The organism is Prevotella sp. HUN102, assembly GCF_000688375.1.
In the GTDB taxonomy this organism is placed as follows: domain Bacteria; phylum Bacteroidota; class Bacteroidia; order Bacteroidales; family Bacteroidaceae; genus Prevotella.
Map to the genome: position 1 here is coordinate 1,489,425 of NZ_JIAF01000004.1, position 19,356 is coordinate 1,508,780.

Below are 19,356 nucleotides of genomic sequence, written 5' to 3' on the forward strand. Positions count from 1 at the left end.
TATGATAGACAAATTATTCATTGAAAAGGTAAAATCAGCTCTGGACATCGTGAATGTAGTGGAGTCATTTACTCACCTGCATAAAGCAGGGGCAAACTATAAAGGGGTCTGCCCATTTCACGATGATCATACCCCGTCGATGGTGGTAAGTCCGGCAAGACAGACTTATCACTGCTTTGTCTGTGGAGCAAGTGGTGATGTCATCTCGTTCATTCAGCATCACCTGAACATAACCTTCGTGGAAGCCTTGCGATGGTGTGCCAGTCAAGCCGGACTGGAGTTCCCCGTGAAGGAAATGACACCAGAGGAGGAAGCACTGTACAGAAAAAAAGAGTCACAACGCATTGCCATAGACGCTGCTGCCAGGCTTTTTCAGAAGAATCTGCCACAGGCTGAGTCGTTTCTTATCGCCCGAGGCTATGCCATTACTGATAAGGCTCTTGCCGATTTCGGAATCGGATATGCACCTGTTGGCAATGTTGCAATGACGGAGCTTACAAAGGCAGGCTATTCGTTGGAACGACTTCAGGAAGTAGATATCATAGGCAGCAATGAAGGACGCACTTATGACAGGTTCCGGGACAGGCTTATGTTCCCGTTCTACGACGTACAGGGGCACATTGTCGGTTTTTCAGGACGTATCATTACCCAGAAGGAAGGCGTAGGCAAGTATGTGAACACTGGGGAGACACAGCTGTTTACCAAGGGCAAGCATATATTCGGACTCTATCAGGCCCGGAAGGCCATTGGCAGACAAGGCTTTGCTTATCTCGTGGAGGGGCAGTTTGATGTGATGACGCTGCACAAGATGGGCATAGAGAATGTCATCGGGGGTAGTGGCACGGCATTTACCGATGATCAGATAAAGCTGCTGCTTCGTTTCACAGACTCCATCATTATGGTCTATGATGCCGATGCCGCAGGTGTCAAGGCATCGCTGAAGAACTGCGAGCTATTGCTGAAAGCCGGGGCAAAAGTGAAGTGCATACGTCTGCCGAAAGGCACCGATCCTGACGAGTTCGCAAAAAACAATGGCATCCGTACGGCAGAAAGGCTGAAGGAACTGACAGAGCCATTTCCTAAAGCCCTGAAAAGAATGATGATTCCACACGGTTGCAAGGACGAGACAGTCATCGGCGATAGCCTGAATGCCATCTGTTCACTCGTTGCGTGCGTAGTCGATGCCGGTCTTAGATTGGAATACATAAAATCAACAGCTGCCGACTTCAAGAGCAAGATGAGCATCATTGAGGAAAAAGTCCGCAACATCCGTCTGAAAATACAGGAAGCCTTGCCAAAGACCAAAACACAGGAAGGGCTTTTCGGACTTGACGTGCTGAAAGATCATCTCGAGAGCGACCGGCCGGGCATACTGACCTCCGTAATGCAGGAATTTCTCGACAGGTATGGCGAAGATCCCATTGTTTATGTGGCCGGTCGGCCATCGGGCAATGATATCCAGGAACTGCGCCGGGTGTATTGTTATTTTGTCTCTTCCGAAACAGGCTGCACCATCAATGAAGACGGAGAGGAAAACGACTACCTGCACGCACTGGCCGAAATGTTCCGCGCAGGCATCAATATACAAATTACCTACAATGACTCCACCGGTTCGTTCGTGGACTATTACATCAGCCTGCACGGCAGATTCATGGAAAACTATTCAGGCGACCGTGTACCTCTCATATCAAGATGTATCGAGCTGACCTCATACGCTGAAGATACAGTTGTAACGGTAAATCGCAATCATTACTGCTCGGTACTGAAACTGACGAAGGGACAGTTTGACGAAATCAGAAAGCCTTTTGTGCAGAAAAGGAAATCTGCTATGAAAGTGAGCATGCAGACCGACAACCTTGAGGATGAGGATTTCGATGTGAATGAGCCGCCTGACTACGTGCAGGAGAACGAGGAATATCGTCGTATGTGGAAAGAATGTGGTTATTATCCGCGACTCAACAAGAAGAGTGAGCCAGTATGCTATATGTTCCGCAATAAGAACGGCAACGGTATGACACAGGTCGCTGACTTCTTTATGACACCTCTGCTGCATATCTTCTCCGATGATTTCGAGCAGAACAAGCGTGTGCTGCGAATCAGCCGCCGATACTACGATACGCCCATCTATATAGAAATTCCTTCCAGGGCTTTGCTGAAGATGTCATCCATAGAAGAGGTTCTTATCAACTACGAAGCCGTGAACTTCAATGGAGAGGAATGGCAGTGGAAAGCAATCAAGACTTATATGAGCCGCCATTTCGTGATGTGCTCGGAAATCAAGACCTATGGCAATCAACAAAGTGATGGTATGAGCAGAAAAACAGACGAACAGTTCTTTGCCTTTGCCAATGGTATCTTCCATAACGTTGAAGGACGCTGGCAGTTTGACCCTGTCAATGAACTGGGAGTCGTTACTCACAATAAGAACAATTATTATCTTCCGGCTTTCTCCATGATATATGCCGGCAGCGGAAAACAGTCTGACAAATACGAACTCATCAGCCAACTGACATATAAGGAAGTACCTGCGGAAAAAAGAGTGTCGTTTGAGAAATGGGCTTCCCTGATGAATCAGGTCTATAAAATCAATGATAACGGGAAATGGGCAGTCATCTTCGCTATTATGTGCGCTTTCCGCAGCAACATACATTGTATCGACCGTCTTTTCACTGCTCCTTTCTTTATGGGACCGATGTCCTCGGGAAAAACACAGATAGCGATCTCGATCCGGTCTCTCTTCATCTCGCCCAATATCCCCATTTTCAACTTAAATACCGGTACGGATGCTGCAATGGCCACCATTATGGGTATGTTCAAGGATGTGCCCGTCGTGCTCGACGAATACAACAACAAGGACATCAGCGACAACAAATTCCAGGCATTGAAAGGCATTGTATACGACGGCGATGGAAAACAGAAGAGAAAAGGCACATCAGGAAGAGATATTGAGAACGATAAGGTCTTCGCTCCTGTGATTATCTGCGGGCAGGAAACACCACAGCGAGATGACAATGCCCTGATGAGCCGTGTCATTGTCTGCGAAGTGCCCAAGCCCCGCAATCGTACACAAGAGGAAGTGCGCATCTTCGAGGAGTTGAAAGCAATCGAAGATCCCAATAAAACAGGTCTGTCAAATGTACTCCTTCAGATATTGGAGCTGCGTCCAATGTTTATGGACCATTTCCGACATCTGAAACAAGAGGCGTATAATGAGCTGAAGCAAGACGTCATAAATTCAGGAGAGATGGACCGACTGATGAAGACCGCATCGCTGTTTCTCGGCACGGTAAAGCTGATAGAGCAGTATTCCAATCTCCGGCTGCCATTCACTTATGCCGATTTCTTTAAAATAGCACAGGAAAAGATAAAATTTCAACTCTCACTCATCCGCAGCACGGATAAACTTGCCATGTTCTTTACAGCTGTCAATAATATGATAGACACGAAGCAGGTTATCGAAGGGCGCGAGTTCCTTATCGAGCAACCTAAGAAAGTTACCGGCAAGGATTCCCGAGGCGACCAACACACTTTCACATTCGAGCCGGATACGAATGTTATGTTCCTTCGCCTGAGTGCTGTTTTCAGCATTTTTGACAGAAGTGGTTATAACAGCGAAGCCAGTACCTTATCTACTTTGGAACAAAATCTCCGTAGCCATCCCTCGTATATAGGTACAGTTCCTTCGCGTCGTTTTACATGGGAAGAAACTGAAGATGTGGCAAGAGCTGACTACGACGGAACACTGGTCAAAATAAGAAAGCCCAAAAGCACGTCTACAAGTGCGATTATTATTGACTATGATAAGTTCAGAGAATCGTACAATATCGATTTCAGAAGAACCTATACACCAGAAAAGGAACTAACTCCCGAACACAAGAAAGAAGAGATTGCACAAGAGAACAAAAACACTACCATAATACAAGATCTTCCTTTCCCTCCGTCAGACGAAGTTGATAAACCATTCTAAATAAAAACAAATATGAAAACATATGTATTTAAGAGATATGAAAGATATACTTGACGCTTGCTGTGGTGGCAAGATGTTCTATTTTGACAAGAAAGACTCCAGAGTTTTATTTCAGGATATACGGAATTTTGAAATAGTCCTTTGTGATGGTCGTCACTTTGAAATCAAGCCTGATATACAAGCTGATTTTACTAATATGCCATATCCAGACAATAGTTTTGCAATGGTAGTCTTTGACCCTCCACATCTTCTTCGTAATGTAAAGAAATCAACATTTGCAGAGATATATGGCTCACTTAATTCAAAAAGCTGTGCTACTGGATATCAACATATTAAATATGGAGCATTACCCAATTCAGATTGGAAAGAGATGCTAAGTAAAGGTTTTACAGAGTGTTTTCGTGTTCTAAAGCATAGAGGTTTTTTAATATTCAAATGGAATGAAACAGATATAAAAGTTTCAGAAATTTTGAAACTTACATCCGAAAAGCCGATATTCGGTCATATTTCAGGTAAGCGAGCTAATACACACTGGATATGTTTTATGAAAGAATAATATATACAGTAAGACATATAGTATATGCCCAATTTAACTATGTAAAGGTACTAAAAAAAAGCGATATTACCAAACAAAATCATATTATTTTATCACCCAAATAGGCATATTTTTCCTCAACAAAGCCGTGCCGGTTCGAATGAATAGGTACGGCTTATTTCATTCCATAAACCAGATGGAATCATCGAAAAAATCCCCCGTACCCCCTAATTTTATAAGAAAACAAGGAAAACACAACTTTTGAAAAATAATTTTCAGAAAACACCGTCCTACAATCCTACAATCCTACAAATTATTTTTATTTTCAAACCTATATACAATATAAATATCTATATATCAAATAGTTATATATTATTACAGAATAATGTAATTTTGTAGGAAACTTTGTAGAATTGTAGGACAATATAGGAAATAGGTTTTTTGCTGTTTTTATACACTTATCAATCATCAACCTACAAAAAAGGCCATTCTGTAGGCTTGTAGGATAACTCATTAGAGTGATATTTAAAAATATTTGAGTAATTTTATTTTGTTAATTAACTGATAATCATTATCTTTGCATTATCAACCATCATATTTGTAGGAATGTAGGATGGTAGGAATAGAAAAAGACGAAAAAGAATATGGAAAAAGAAAAATGGAGGAAAAAACGAGTGGCGACTATCCGAATAGAACCATATCTTGCTGAATATATTATGGCAAAGTACGAGACTGACATCGCTACCGGAGGCGTCAAAATTCCTCCCACTACCGATCTGTATTTCTGTGTATGGGAACAGATGTCTCGTAAACGTGCAAATCAGTCCGAGATTGTCGATGGCAACCTCCTCATCCATCTCCCTTTTAGAAAAGCTGATACTTGTTCCCCCTGGAAGGATCCTGCTTACTACAACTATCTCTCCTCTTCAGCAGCTAAGGAAGTTGAAGGACAAATCCGTAGGATGTTCAACTTTGAGCTGCATCGTGTACTGCTTGAAAATGAAGAATTTGGAAGAAAGCGAAGAAACCTTGACGTCATCTATGACTTCATCCACAACTACAGATTGAAATCCATTTCATCAGATGCGCTACTGAAGAATTACTATCGTTTTCGCAATCGCCTGCATCCCAAAAAAATCAGACAATACAAGAAATCTTCATCCAATTAACATCATTTAATACAGACCAGACTGGCGTTTTTGTCATTCAACATAACAGAGTATGATAGAGTTCTCAAATCTTATACAGGTTAAACCGATACATTTGGATAAATCTGATTCGGTAAAAGTGTATGAATTCATAGCAAATCCTTTTTCATACATTCCTCAACTCACAGACAACGAGACAGGAACTTACTGGAACTGCGACAAAACAATCGTGATAGACTTACCCGACAGTGATGCACTCCGTTTCTTTTCCATCGAACGCAGTGCCGTTGTAAACATCAGGACTTCTGACCGGCGAGACCATAAGATAGGAACATCCGACATTCCAGCCCGAGTCCAGATTTCTTCAAATCTGAACTCTGCCAATCTCATTATCAGGTGTAAAATGCTTATTGCCCCATTTTTATAAGTCTTTTGAAGACATCGCATTATATGGTAAATTCGCATCAAAAAGACTTTGATGAACGAATTACAGAATCTTCTTGCTTCAGGAAAACCACTATTCATTACCATTGACGGCTTCCGGCAAGCTATGCTTGCAGCCTTTCCTCTCAATGGGAAAGAGAGCGGCAAGCCTGATGTGAAGGCAGCCTGTGGTGTTTCGCAATCTGAAATGGAAGCCTACCTGAAAGACCACACCCTGTATCAGTTGGAGACACGTATTGCCCTTGAGGAGCTTCAGAAGGTGCTCGTACAGAGTGGAAAGACACCTACTGTAACCCTTACCGACGAGTTCGACGATGAGCATCTGCCCGACAACTCCATTGCATACCACCGTGTATGGGGCACGGTCATGGCCGACAGCTACCGGTGGTTCTCCTCCAAGCAACTTGCAGCTGACCTGCAGACCGCCGAAGCCAATCCACAGATTTCCTGCCATTTTCTACACATCAACTCCCCGGGAGGCGAGGCGTGGTATCTCGACCGTCTGAGCGAGACACTACGCAGTTGTCAGAAACCTATTCTTACTTTCTATGAGAAAATGTGTTGCTCGGCCGGCTACTACATCGGCTGCCACGGCAATCGCATCTATGCGCTCACCGACAACGACTATGTGGGCTGCATCGGCACGATGTGCAGTTTCTACGACTTCGAGCCTTACTTCGCCAAACTCGGCATCAAGCATGTGGAAGCCAAGGCTACCGGTTCAGATTTAAAGAATAAGACATTCGATGACCTCAGGCACGGAAAGGACAAGAAATTCGTTCAAGACATCCTTGACCCTCTCAATGCCCAATTCCTTACAGAAGTGAGAGGGCAGAGGGCACAATTGTCCGAGCTTCCCGATGATGCTCCCGTACTTCGCGGAGAGACATTCTATACCCCACAAGCGATAGAGACAGGACTTATCGATGGCAGCAGAACAATGGCTGAAGCAGTAGCCGAAGCTATTACAATGGGAAATGAATACAGTAACGCAAACAAATTGAAAACTGCCATATATAATATTTAAATCTTTATTTTTTAGTTTATGAATTTCAAAGAAAAGTTGAAAAGCGTTCTTGACTTCTTAGGGCTCAACAAGAAGTTCGAGGACAAGACTCTTTCTCAGGAGGAGTTTCAATCCATTGTGGCTGAATACCAAAAAAAATATCAGACCACGCTGAATGATGACCTTGCTGCGGAACAGGCAGCCAAGCAGACTGAACAGCAGGCAGCCGAGTTCCAGCAGACACTCAATACCATTCAGTCTGTAATTAACGGTATAGAGCCTTCCGCGACTTCAGAGGAAGAAGAACAGCCAACCCGGCAGCCGGAGAGCAATGCCACACTCGAAGGCATCCTTGACTCCCTTAAAGGTATGCGTTCCGACTTCAAGGCTCTTACGCAGGAACCGGAAAAAGACAAACCGATACAAACTGTAACCGTTTCTCCTGTCAATATCAATGGCTTTGGCAATACGGCAGAATATTTATTCGGCGTGGAGCATTCTTTGTTCTCAATGAAAGACCGATGGAACAAGATTGCAGCCAATCCCCGCGCAGCCGCTGCGCTGCCTGAAGTGGATGAACAGGTAGACGGCGTTGCCTTTTACAGGGCTGCCTGCAATTTTGCCAAGTCACTCAAGGCCCGTTACCAGTATCTGCAGGAGAACAAGCTGCTCGACGCTCCGGCTCTCGCCAAGGGCACATACGCCACCAACTACGACGGTGTGGATAACGCCGGTATAGGCGACCAGTTTATCGTTCTCCGTCAGGATGCGCTTATCGCCCGTGTGCTCCAAATCCGCGATATGACACAGTATTTCCCTGTCGCTTACGGTTATCAGGACCGCGGACTGGTATTCAACGCCTTCTTCGACGAAGTTTCACAGGCTTATCAGGCCGGTGAGGTCTTCAAGGGAGGAATGAAGATCGAAAACCACATGGGTTACGTTGATGATGCGATGATCAAGATGGAATGGGGGCCGATGAAGGAACTCGAGCGCAAGTACATCGGCTATCTCAACAAGGAAGGGTCCGATCCAATCAAGTGGACGATGATCGAGTATCAACTGCTCAACACGCTTACCACCGCACAGGTCGAGCAGAACAAACGCCGTATGCGCGGCATCTACGTGAAGCCCGAGAAAGGTGTTGCCGGCTCTTACCTCAATGCAGGAACAGGTATCCTTTACACCTTGCTTCGCTACGTGCATCAGTACGACATCAAGCCACACGCTGACGAGGACTATCGTTCTTACACGCAGGCAACATTCCTTACTGCCGTACAGGAATTCTGTGCAGATGTTCTCAGTTCCGTCACTGAAGATATGGATCTTGACCAACACTGTGTCTACCTGAACAAGAACCATCAGGGCTGGTGGATTAAGAACGTGCGCGCCACATACGGCAAGGATACGGATTTCTCCGGACCGATGAGCGCACTCAACGTTGTTCCTGATACAACCATCCGCATTATCTGGCTGCCATATCTCGGTCAGACTCCATTTATGATGCTGCATCAGCCGGGCAACATCCAGTTCCTCGAATATGTTCCGGGAGAGATGCTGTCGGTGAAGATGGAGGAGCGTATGGAGCTGGTACGCGCGTGGAGTACTTGGAAGGAAGGCTGCTCGGCTTCGTTCACAGGCCGTCGCTTCGACACCAAGGAGGATATGGACAACAACCACTACGAATGGCAGCAGATTTTCATCAATCTCTTTGCCCATACCTATACAGACAGCGTCGATGCCAACAACGGTTTCTGGCAGGTTACCGGAGCTGCGACAACCCAAGACACCATTACCGACATCGCCAATGCAAAGAATGGCGTGGCGTACTGCATCGAGGCAGGCGTGGCAGAGCATCTGCCCAAGATTGCCAAGAGCGGCAATTTTGCCAAGATCTCCTCTGCGTTCACTGCGTCGAAGGTGGGCGACTACATTATGGTGATCATCGACAGCGACGGCAATTTCCGTGAACTCGAACGCTGCGTGGGTGGCAAGCGCACCATCAACAAGGAGCTGCAGCCCAATGTTCCAGGCGGAAGATAGTTTTATGGAGAGTCAGGGGAGTGAAAGGAGTGAAGGAAGTTAGAAGGAGTTATAAGGAGTTAAGGGAAGTCAGAAGGAGTTAAGGGACAACGGCTCAAGCCGCACAGTCTTTCCCATCCCTCCATCTCCCATTTCCCATCTCCCATCCCCCATTTCCCATCCCCTGACTCCCTCCCAACTCCCCTTAACTCCTTTTTAAGCAACAACAACAATCAAGAAGCAATATGAAAAGAATAAATATCCCAACAAAACACCGTTCCTACAGTCCGGCGAAAGGCTTCAACTATGCCAACCGTCAAGGGCGACGTATGTTTATGATTACATTTGCAGTTTTCGGCATCGCGATGCTGCTTGCCGCCCTGCTCGACCATTCGCTGCTTGCAGGCGGAGCATCAGGCCTCTCGCTTGCATCGATGGCCGTGCTCGGCAACATCGACGACGTTTCCGACCGCGACACGCACGGCTCGGCAATCTCCTACATAGTCTACCTCATTGCTATCGACCAGATAGACCGCACGAAGGAATTTCCACAGCCCAATGCCAACCGGGAGGTGGGGCCCATACCGATGAAGCCGGGAGAGGTGCCCCACTACTTCGAGGCACACGACATTCCCACCTTCACGGGAACCACCGAGAAAGGCGACATCACCACAACGGGCGAGAACAATGTAGCAATCGTCATGGGCGGAGCACGCGTGAAGCTCTACAACTTCATCGAGGAATACTCGGGCGGCAGGTTCATCCTCTTGTTCAAGCACATCAAGGAGAAACAGTGGTTCATCCTCGGCGAACTCGAACGCCCGATGATTCTTTCCGGAACCGAGAGCAAGGACGACAAGGACGGACGCTATTCCACACTCACGTTCAAGCGTCCATCAGTAGACCTGCCGCTCCTCTACACCGGCAACCCTGCCGCGGCAAGTGCCATAGAAGTGGCAGCAGGTGCAACTTCCATTGCCGTGAAGCCCGCCTCCAACACCTACACCATAGCCAACGGAATGGGCAGTGTGGCAGCCATCGCCACTGTGTCCGGACTGAGCAAGGCCGACAAGGGACGCTACATCACTCTCATCGGCGCAGGCACCGACAAGCCGGCAACCATTGCCGACGGCACAACCTTCGTACTTGAGGACGGTGCTACGTGGACGGCCAAGACCGGCTCAAGCATCACGCTTCGTGTTCTGGACACCACAACTCTTGTCGAAATATCCCGCACCGAAGCATAGATGACGGGAGATGGGAAATGGAAAAAATCACATCTCACATCTCACATCTCACATCTCACATTTAACATCTCACATTTAACATCCATCAATATGTATAGCGAAAAAGAGAAACTCCATCATTTCCGCCAGCTCACCAATCCTCTCGCAGCCGAGGCCGACCTTGCGTTGTTGCACGGGAAAGCTCCTGACAGCACGAACTTCACTCGCTACGACCTTGCACCTGCCAAGAACGCCGAGGATATTCTCTTCGAGCTGCTCGGCGTATGCGGCCACGACGAGATTGTGCGCAACCGTCGTGAATTCTTTGCAGACAAGGAAGCAGAAACTGACAAAGATGTGGATAACTCGGTGGACAACTCGGAAACAGCATCTGAGACAGACTCTTCCGAAGAACTCCAGGAGGAGGGAACAGACGATGTTCCAACATCGGAAGCCGAGGAGGTGGCTCATTCCAATGCAGAAACAGCCACAGAGCTGGCAGAGGAGGCACAGGCAACAATCCCTGCCGACGAAGTTCAAGCACGGAAAACAGCAAACCCGAAGCCGGCAACTGAAAAAAAAAGCCGGTCTCCAAAGAAGAAGAGTACCCCAAGATAGACTGGACAAACCTTGACGATGCCGACGTGCAGATGGCAACGGTCATCTACAACGACCGCATCAATACATGGCGCAAGATGAAGCAGCTCGACGAACTGCTGGAGACGAAGCCCACCGCACAGGCCGTGGCCGATATGGCCGAGCTGCGCATCCGCAATCTTCAGGCATTCGCCGAGCTTCGGTCGCTCAACGACACGGGGCGTTTTCTCTGCCGCCATCCCATCCTCTTCGGACGCTCCGAGACAGCCCGGCTCACCGACCTGCTCAGGCGAGATCCCGCCGAGTTTCTGCGCCGGCACAGGAACGTGCTCGACAACATCAAGCGATACCGTTCCTACCTCAAGCGCGCCGACCGTCAGGCACGCCGGCCACAGGACAAGCAAAATCTGGAGCGGCACCAGTCGCAGGAACGCCTCTTCCGCATCATCCTCGAGCAGCAGCAGGAACGCCCGTCCAAAGCATAGCTCTCCATCCTCAAAAGCATAGCTTTCGATGGTCCGGAGCATAGCTTTCGGCAATCAAAAGCAATGCTTTATCCAAACTATATGTATAACCCTTAAAATCAACGCATTATGTCAGTAAAGTACAAACTCTATCAGGACAACCGAAAGAGCAGCAAGACCCGGGGCAAGTTCTACGCCCGCGCCGTGGTCAGCGACGTGGCCGACCTCGAGACCATCTCCAAGGAAATCGAGGAGAACACCTCGGCCAAGCAGGCCGATGTCTACGCCGTGCTCCGGGAACTCGTAAACGTCATGGCGCGCCACATGCGCAACGGCGACCGCGTGGTGCTCGACGGCTTCGGATCGTTCAAGGTGGGCCTGAAGACCAAGCCCGCCGAGACGGCCGAGAAGTTCAACGCAGCCGTGAACATCGTCGGCACACGCGTGAACTTCCAGCCCGAGACCCACTGGAAGGCCGGCGACCCTGCCCGCACCCGCGCCTTCCTCTCCGGCATCGAGGTGCGCCCCTACGAGCCCAAGCCCGGCGAGAAGGGCGGCACGCAGCCCAAGCCCGACACGGAGGAAAACCCATAATCCGAGACGCGCAGACACACAATCCGCCCCCTGTCCGTACCGCCGGGCAGGGGGCTTTTCCGTTGCGCTGCGCAAAAATAATTGCGCTTTCGCTTGGCAGTTCCAAATCTTCTGCCTATCTTTGCAGTGCTAAAAGAATGATAGTAACCTATCCCGGTGAGCATCGGTCATTGCTCAGTTTGTTTGTCTGGGCATTTTTTATGCCCATAAACTGAATATATTGGCGGTTGCCATCTCGTAGAATTTTCAAAGCCCATCGGGTAGAGACATCATTCTTTTAGCAGCGGGATGTGCAGCCGCCTCTCTGTATCTCTGCCCCGGCAGTTCCGGGGATGCTAAAAGAATGATGCAATATGCAACAGACAATCCATTTCGAGCCCTCCGCCCAAGCGCGGCAGCCCCTCGACGTACTCGCCACGACACGGCGCGCCATTCGTCAACGCCTGTCAACCGTCAGCCGGCACCTGAATCACTGGCTCCGTGCCGAGTCGAAAACCTTTACCGCCCTCTGCGGCGAACGTTTCACCCACGGCGAAGTGCTCCTTGCCCACCTGTTTCTCATCGCCATGATTGCCGCGTGCGGCTTGGCCGAATGGCTGGAAGGAGGTGCGCTATGACCGTCGCCCTCTCGCCCTCGGCAGCCTACGGCGCAGTGCGCATGGCATGGCAGCAGTTCAAGGCGGCACCCACCGACACGGCAGCCATCGACGGCTACCTCGAAGCCCTCGAACGATTCAACGGCATGCTCGACAGCATTGCCGTCTGAAGATATATTTTTTAGAGCATTTCAAATCCGGGGAGCGGTGCGCCGTGAGGCGCGCCGCTCCACATCTTTTTCTGAAGCCAAGAAAAAGGTCGGAGCATTGCTGCCCCGACCTGCCATTGGAAGTCTGCTGTCAAACAATAACTATACAACGGCTATAAGTTTCCTGCCTATCTCGTGCAGTCCCTCCACAATGCGCTCACGCTGCTGTGGGCGGGGCTTCTTCACACCGTTGGCATAGTGGCTCAACTGCCTTTCGTTTACGCCCGATGCGCGCGATATGGCGGCAAGGCTGGCATACTGCTCGCACGAACGGATAAGGGCTGCCGTGTCAAGATGATAGTCAAACTCGTATTTCCCATCACGCAGCCATTGGGGAACATCATCACCGTCGGCAACCATGCCTTCTACATGGAACTGCAGGGTTTCCGGAATTTCTTTCATCAACTCATCGTAGGTCTTTGCCGTAAGTACCACTGCTCCGGGTACGTTATCGCCAAAGGTTGCGCCAAAATTATGGTCGCACCATTCTATATATACTTTTATCTGCTCCATAGTGTTTGTTGTTTTATTTTTGTTGGAAGGTAGGGTGGTTATTTCCACCCTGCCTGTTTCCAAATGCTGTTCAATAAAAACTGACTCAAATCCTCGTTCTTTTGACCTCTTACCGTTACCTTGCCGGGCTTTGTCGGATGCTTGAACTGTCGGTGGTCGCCCTTTGTCGTGATGCACACCCAACCGTCGGTTTCGAGCATCTTGATGACTTCCTTTACTTTGTACCTTTTCATTTGTTGTATGTTGTTATTGTTTGACATTACAAAGGTAGTAAAAATAATACTATTATCCAAATAAAATGGAAATAAAGAGTATTAGTTTTAATACTTTTAACTATTTTCCCCCACTTAGTTTCGTGTCTTTTGCCCTCCCCTCCGCTTTCCTTATCTTTGCCTTATGAACAACGACTTACAGCAACTGCTCAGCCAGATAGCGGCAATGACCGACCTTGCCGAAGACGTGCGCATCATCCTTGACAAACTCATAGAGCAAGCCAAGGAGGGCAGCACCGATGCCGTGAAGGAACTGCGCGACACCGTGCAACAGGTAAAGGAGGAGAGGCTGCGCAAAGACCTTTTCGGCGTATGACACAACTTGAACGCATAGAACAGATACACCCCGACCTTATCTCGCAGTTCTTCGCAACGGGCGAGTGCGAAGCTATCCCTGAGGAGCTGCGCCTGTTTCTGCAACAGTTGCAGTGGGCTATGGAGATATACGAGCACGAGCGCAATATCACTCGTGCCGCACGCCGTCTGCAGCAGCGCATCAACGCCCAGCAACACGTGAAGATAGAACAGCGCACCTGTATGGCACGGCTCTACGAGGCCATCAACTACTTTCAGGTGGACAACAACGTGCCCATCAAGATATGGGAGAACCAGTATGCCAACCAGTTTGAGAACCTTGCCAAGATGTGCGCCCTCGCCGGCGACTACAAGACGCAGGGCAAGTGCTACGAGCGTGCGCTGGATTGCCGCCGCCGTGCATCGGAGATTACCGAGGCCGACCGTGACCTCGGCGTTACCTTCATCATCTCGCCCAACATCACCGCCGAGGAACTGGGCTTCTCGAAGAAGAACCTCAAGGAGATTGCCGCCAAGCACAACCAAGGCTTCTATGTTACGCTCATCGACTCGCTGCCTATCGAGGCGAAGGAGAAGAAACGGTTGCTGCGCGATGCCGATATTCAAGATGCTGAAATAGTGGAGGAAATACAGAATGACTGACAACCAAACCAATGAGAACAGCGTGCCCGACTTTGAGCACTACTATATGAACCACGTGCAGCTGCTCGCCAATATCATTGACCCCAATATGCTCTATGCCGAGTGGGCGCGTGCCACGGGTAAGACTGAGGGCGTGATAGTGCCACGCCTTATCCGTGTGGCAAACGATATGCCGGGCGAGCTGTCGTTCCTTGTCCACAAGACCTATGTCGCCCTGATGACCAACGTATGGCCGAATATTCAGGCATCGTTCTCTCGCCCCGTAATCGTGAACGGCAAGCAGCGTGCGATGCTCGAGTATGGCATCGACTATGTGGTGGGCGAGGCGAAACTGCCCTCCCACTTCCGCCGCCCACGCTACCCGATAGCCTACGCCAAGCACTCGGTCATCTTCCGCAATGGGGCGCACCTGCAGCTTGTATCTTCCGACCAGCCTGAAAGTGTGGCAGGTCGCAACGCCGTCCATGCCTTCGTGGAGGAGATGAAGCACAACAGTGGAGAGAAACTCAAGTCGCGCCTGTTCCCTTCTCTTCGTGGTGGCTCGGCAGACATACGTCGGTCGGCCTACTACGAGGGCGTAACTGGTGTGAGCGATACTGCCCGTGTGGATTTGGGCGAAGATGATTGGTTTGAGGAGTATGAAAACAAGATGGACCGTCAGCTCATCGAGGAGATAGCCAATGTGTCGCTCGCCATCAACCAGTCGCTTTATAAACAGTTTACCCTTCAACAGGAATTGCGCAATACTAAGAATCCAGTCGTAATGGAGAAAATACGACTGGAGAGCAATCGGCTCAACGCCTTCGTGGCACGATGGAAGCCACGTCTTGCCGATATGCGGCGCAACGCCATCTACTATATCCGGGCATCATCGTTCTGCAACAAGGACATCCTCGGTCCCAAGTTCTTCAAGACCCAGCTCGACACGCTCGATATGGATGAGTTCCTGACCGCCATCTGCGCCATACGCCACAAGGAGGTTACTAACAAGTTCTTCACTACCTACGACCACGAAAGGCAGCAGTTCAAGGACAGCTATATTTACGATCAGATTTTGAAGTTCGACCTCAAAGACCAATTCCTGCTCACGGCACGCTATCTGCGCCATTACGACAAACGCGAGCCTCTTTATATGGGTTATGACCCGGGCAACTTCCAGTCGCTCATCGTGGGACAAAAAAAAGACTATGGCAACCGTTTCGACATCATCAAAGAGTTCTGGGCGTATATCCCCGACGATCAGCAGAATCTTGCACAGCAGGTGTACTCGTTCTTCGGTACCGATGCCGTGAACAAGGTAATACACCTTTATCCCGATCGTGCCGGAAACAAGACACGCGAGGAGTTGGAGCAGATAACCACCGACTCGCTCACGATGAAGGCAGCCTTGGAAAGCTACGGTTTTTCGGTGTTCCTTTACAACGACGGTGCACCTACCATCTACCACTGGCAGCAGTTCCGGCTTTGCCAGTTGCTCTTCGGAGAGAAACTTCCCTTACTCCCCAAGGTTCGTATCGATGAGAACGAATGTGCCAATTTGTGCAGTGCCATTATGATTAGTCCTCTGAAGAAAAACAACGGTAGGATAGAGCTGGATAAGTCGAGCGAGAAGAAGGAAGAACTGAAACGTCGTCCGGGTCTGACCACGCAGCTTCCGAGTGCAATGATATACCTTCTTTATGGTCTTTATTCGGACATTATCAAGAAGGAACTAAGCAGTTATCCCGATGATTTGCCCGAAAACATCACGATATAACGGCCGATAATGTCCAATATCTGGTATAAAAAGCGGCCAAAACAGGGCAATAACGAAGGCTATTTACATAGGTCGAAAACATACTTTTCTGAAAATCAATGCTTTGAGTTCTGAGAAACAAAAATAAAAAAGTCCAAACGACGGAAATCACCACGCACCGCTGACTTTGAGTATTGAGGTGCAGCTCTTCGAAAGTACGGAAATATGACACCAACCTCCATTTTCCGTCCTTTGCCCCCATAGAGGAATTGCGTAATTTCGCAACCGATGGAAAAGAGAATCGAAATGGACGGCATCAATGCGATGCAATGGGCAAGGGAGATAAGCAGGCTGCCGCAGGGCGACTTCACGCTGTGCTTCTTCCCTTATTCAAGGTCGCAGGGGATGGCAGGAGACAAACTTGTGATAAAACCCCATTGCAAGTACCGCACACAGTTGCCACAGGACAAGTTTTCCGTAGATGCCGAGAACTACTTTCTTTTCGAGGATGAGCACGGAGATCCCAAAATGTGCTACCGCATACTCATCAGGTATATGGGCTTTCCACAGGACGGATATAAACTTCATAAGATTAACTGGTTATGAAAGACAGTATAGAACTATACGGCAATGCCGGCAACTATATTCTGGACGGCAATGTGTTTTCCTTCCAGATAGGAGAGGGACAAAAGGTATTCAATAATCCCGGACTGCTCATACCGACGGGCAGGCGGTTGCTTCTGCACGAGCACCAGTGGCTCAGCGTGAACGGCTATCAGGTGTGTATGCGCGGCGTGGACAATGCCCTGTGCGACGAGGTTACAATGGAAATCAAGCAGAACCGTCTGCTGCCACGCCTGTACAGCAAGGAGATAAAAATGCTGTACGGGCACGGTCCGTGTGCGTATGTGCAAACTGTGGAGAACGGTAAGCTGAAACGTGAGTACACTGCTCTCCCCGAATGGGATGAGTGGCTGAACACATGGTGTGAGCGTGGTATGGAGACCTCGGCACAGGAGTTTGCCAAGAGCTGCATCAAGAACTTCTATTATTTCGGCGATTTCTTCTGCAAGTGGAGATTTGCCCGTGGAAAACGGCTGGGAATGATGCCCGTTGCCGGGTTGGAGCCGTTGGAAAACAAGCACTGCAGACTGGCAACCACCAGACAGGATGTGGCATACGGGCAGACAGGCTATGGAGATTTCCATCATATTGCCGTGGGCAGGTGGACATACGGACTGGGCAATTACAAGATATATCCCAAATTCGCCCTGTCGGAGGTGGACAATTATCTCTATGCTGCCGTATCGCACCACAGGGAGAAATCGGTCGATGAGTTCTACGGCGTAAACGAGACTCATCAGGGAGCGCGCCCCTATATTCAGGGCAGCAACAAGACGGCTACCTATATAAACTCCTTCCTCCGCAACTCGCTCGCTGCGAAGATCCACATCATCATTCCCAATGCGTGGGTAAGCAGCAAGCGCACGCAGCTCATCAAGCTCTGCGAGGAGAACAAACTGCTCAAGTCCAAGGACAAAGCCCTGATAAGATACAACGGCATCGAGATAGGCACGGAATACCGTGAATCGCTGCTTGTAGAATATATGCGACTGGAATTGCGCAAGATAGGCGACTATCTCAGCGGAGCTGACAATCAGGGAAAAGCATATTCCTCAATATCATTTATGGACTCTTCAGGTAATGAGCAGCAGTGGAAGATTGAGACCGTGGACCTCAAGTACAAGGAATACATAGAAGCTCTCATTGCCTATGACAAGCGGTCTGAAGAAGCCCTGCTGTCGAGCGTGGGACTGGATGCCTCTATCACGGCAGTAAGCAAGGATGGTGTGATAAGCAAGTCCGGTTCGGACGCCTACTACAACTATCTTATATATATAATGTCGCTTACCTCGGAGGACGAGATTTGCGCCGAGCCCTTCAACCTTGCCCTGCGGCTCAACTTTCCGCATCTCTACAGGCAGGGCTACCGTATCGGGTTCTACCGTGAGGTGCCCCAACGACAGGAGGAAATATCACCCAAAGACCGACTTAATCAGCAACAGTCATGAACATTCTCACAGACCTGTTCCGGGACTTCGGAACATTCAGCCAATATGCACCGGGGGTGGAGACGAATATGAACCTCGACGATCTCCGCTCTTCAGGAGTTACCGCACGCAAGCGCGTGGAAACCACACTGACCGCTCCCGTATTCAATGCCATTCTCGGACTTCCCGATACAGCACCGCTTATGGAGGCACTGCGGCAGGCAATGGCCAATATTACGATGGCAACGCAAATTGTCTTCGACAGCATCAACCGGCGCAAGAATCAGGTGGACGTGTACAAATATGAGATAGAAGGGATGAAGAGGGCATATATGGAAAACTACTATAACGCCATGGACACCATCATCCAACTGCTCATATCCGAAGCCGAGGATACTGAAACAGGAAAACTCTGGTGCAACTCTCGCTACAAGCGTCTGATGAACGCCTGCAGGGTAAAGACTGCCGATGAGTTCGATTCCATTTATCCCATTGACCTGTCGTATTTCTTCTTTTTCCGAATCGTTCCCCTTCAGAAAGAGACACTCGATGAACGCCTCTCGGTCTATTACGAAAAGATGACGGTGGACAACGTGGACCGCACAGAACCCATACTGAATCTGGCACTCTCGAAGAAGACCATTGCCAAGGCTCTCCGGAGATTCGACATACTGGAGTTCCCCCCGACCATACGCAATCTTTTCTCCGATAGCTGCGCCAGTCGTTCGGGGAGGGACGAGAGCACGGCGGCTCTCTCGCTTGCCGACAGGCTCGACCGTGAAGCCGAAGAGCTCATTGCCAATGCCGATACGCTGCTCTCCTCAGACACCACGGCAGACTTCTGCTCTAACTCGGCATACAACAGCGGGGACGACAACATCGTGATGCTGCCGTAGGAGGGGGAGATTGAGAGGTTAGAGGGAGTCAGGAGGAGTTAAAGACAATACTGCCGTGAGGATGGGAAATGGGAGACGGAAAATGGGAGATGGGAAACAGAAAATGGGAAAGCTCTTGCAGCTT

20 protein-coding genes are annotated in these 19,356 nt (G+C 49.2%); 18 read left to right on the plus strand and 2 right to left on the minus strand.

All coding sequences use genetic code 11. The features are described 5' to 3' along the window. Position 1: 1 nt before the first annotated feature. From dnaG to P150_RS17650, 12 genes are all read left to right on the plus strand, one after another. The gene (dnaG, locus tag P150_RS0111495; protein WP_028897809.1) at positions 2 to 3,967 is read left to right on the plus strand and encodes a DNA primase; all 3,966 of its coding nucleotides are present in this window, start codon (positions 2 to 4) and stop codon (positions 3,965 to 3,967) included. Positions 3,968 to 4,004: 37 nt separating this feature from the next. Next, positions 4,005 to 4,523, plus strand: coding sequence for a class I SAM-dependent methyltransferase (locus P150_RS0111500; protein ID WP_028897810.1), 519 nt, complete (start codon positions 4,005 to 4,007; stop codon positions 4,521 to 4,523). Positions 4,524 to 5,146: 623 nt separating this feature from the next. Then, positions 5,147 to 5,671 (plus strand): hypothetical protein, encoded by a 525-nt coding sequence (locus tag P150_RS0111505; protein WP_028897811.1) that lies wholly within the window; start codon positions 5,147 to 5,149, stop codon positions 5,669 to 5,671. A gap of 52 nt (positions 5,672 to 5,723) precedes the next feature. After that, entirely contained in the window at positions 5,724 to 6,077 is a 354-nt protein-coding gene (locus P150_RS0111510; protein ID WP_028897812.1) for a hypothetical protein, read from the plus strand. A gap of 51 nt (positions 6,078 to 6,128) precedes the next feature. Next, positions 6,129 to 7,121 carry a S49 family peptidase gene (locus tag P150_RS0111515; RefSeq protein ID WP_028897813.1) on the plus strand — a complete coding sequence of 331 codons (993 nt, stop codon included), beginning with the start codon at positions 6,129 to 6,131 and terminating at the stop codon, positions 7,119 to 7,121. 18 nt (positions 7,122 to 7,139) lie between these two features. Then, positions 7,140 to 9,143 (plus strand): hypothetical protein, encoded by a 2,004-nt coding sequence (locus P150_RS0111520; protein WP_028897814.1) that lies wholly within the window; start codon positions 7,140 to 7,142, stop codon positions 9,141 to 9,143. Positions 9,144 to 9,367: 224 nt separating this feature from the next. After that, a complete protein-coding gene (locus P150_RS0111525; RefSeq protein ID WP_028897815.1) occupies positions 9,368 to 10,369 on the plus strand; it encodes a hypothetical protein in 1,002 nt (333 codons plus the stop codon). 90 nt (positions 10,370 to 10,459) lie between these two features. Then, on the plus strand, positions 10,460 to 10,966 hold the full coding sequence (locus P150_RS0111530) for a hypothetical protein (protein ID WP_028897816.1): 507 nt from the start codon (positions 10,460 to 10,462) through the stop codon (positions 10,964 to 10,966). A gap of 32 nt (positions 10,967 to 10,998) precedes the next feature. Further along, complete coding sequence (locus P150_RS0111535) at positions 10,999 to 11,430, plus strand: hypothetical protein (RefSeq protein WP_197018085.1); 432 nt, start codon at positions 10,999 to 11,001, stop codon at positions 11,428 to 11,430. Between the two features lie 108 nt (positions 11,431 to 11,538). Beyond that, complete coding sequence (locus P150_RS0111540; RefSeq protein WP_028897818.1) at positions 11,539 to 12,003, plus strand: HU family DNA-binding protein; 465 nt, start codon at positions 11,539 to 11,541, stop codon at positions 12,001 to 12,003. Between the two features lie 353 nt (positions 12,004 to 12,356). Further along, positions 12,357 to 12,620, plus strand: coding sequence for a hypothetical protein (locus P150_RS16475; protein ID WP_036932206.1), 264 nt, complete (start codon positions 12,357 to 12,359; stop codon positions 12,618 to 12,620). Then, entirely contained in the window at positions 12,617 to 12,769 is a 153-nt protein-coding gene (locus P150_RS17650; protein ID WP_155953003.1) for a hypothetical protein, read from the plus strand. The genes P150_RS16475 and P150_RS17650 overlap by 4 nt, the downstream gene beginning before the upstream one ends. 141 nt (positions 12,770 to 12,910) lie before the next feature. Here the strand turns inward: P150_RS17650 and P150_RS0111555 are convergent, their stop codons facing one another. Together P150_RS0111555 and P150_RS0111560 are read right to left on the minus strand one after the other, a co-directional pair. Next, positions 12,911 to 13,321 (minus strand): HicB family protein, encoded by a 411-nt coding sequence (locus P150_RS0111555; protein ID WP_028897819.1) that lies wholly within the window; start codon positions 13,319 to 13,321, stop codon positions 12,911 to 12,913. Between the two features lie 38 nt (positions 13,322 to 13,359). Further along, positions 13,360 to 13,554, minus strand: a complete 195-nt coding sequence (locus tag P150_RS0111560) for a type II toxin-antitoxin system HicA family toxin (RefSeq protein WP_028897820.1) — start codon at positions 13,552 to 13,554, stop codon at positions 13,360 to 13,362. Between the two features lie 163 nt (positions 13,555 to 13,717). Between P150_RS0111560 and P150_RS0111565 the strand changes: the two genes are divergently transcribed. From P150_RS0111565 to P150_RS0111590, 6 genes are all read left to right on the plus strand, one after another. Then, complete coding sequence (locus tag P150_RS0111565) at positions 13,718 to 13,909, plus strand: hypothetical protein (RefSeq protein WP_028897821.1); 192 nt, start codon at positions 13,718 to 13,720, stop codon at positions 13,907 to 13,909. Continuing rightward, on the plus strand, positions 13,906 to 14,550 hold the full coding sequence (locus P150_RS0111570) for a hypothetical protein (protein ID WP_028897822.1): 645 nt from the start codon (positions 13,906 to 13,908) through the stop codon (positions 14,548 to 14,550). Before P150_RS0111565 ends, P150_RS0111570 begins: the two co-directional genes overlap by 4 nt. Beyond that, positions 14,543 to 16,306: a hypothetical protein gene (locus P150_RS0111575; RefSeq protein ID WP_028897823.1), complete on the plus strand. Its 1,764-nt coding sequence runs from the start codon at positions 14,543 to 14,545 to the stop codon at positions 16,304 to 16,306. The genes P150_RS0111570 and P150_RS0111575 overlap by 8 nt, the downstream gene beginning before the upstream one ends. 267 nt (positions 16,307 to 16,573) lie before the next feature. Next, complete coding sequence (locus tag P150_RS0111580) at positions 16,574 to 16,891, plus strand: hypothetical protein (RefSeq protein ID WP_028897824.1); 318 nt, start codon at positions 16,574 to 16,576, stop codon at positions 16,889 to 16,891. Then, complete coding sequence (locus P150_RS0111585) at positions 16,888 to 18,357, plus strand: hypothetical protein (RefSeq protein WP_028897825.1); 1,470 nt, start codon at positions 16,888 to 16,890, stop codon at positions 18,355 to 18,357. The genes P150_RS0111580 and P150_RS0111585 overlap by 4 nt, the downstream gene beginning before the upstream one ends. Then, positions 18,354 to 19,232 (plus strand): hypothetical protein, encoded by an 879-nt coding sequence (locus P150_RS0111590; protein ID WP_028897826.1) that lies wholly within the window; start codon positions 18,354 to 18,356, stop codon positions 19,230 to 19,232. The genes P150_RS0111585 and P150_RS0111590 overlap by 4 nt, the downstream gene beginning before the upstream one ends. The last annotated feature ends 124 nt before the right edge of the window (positions 19,233 to 19,356 follow it).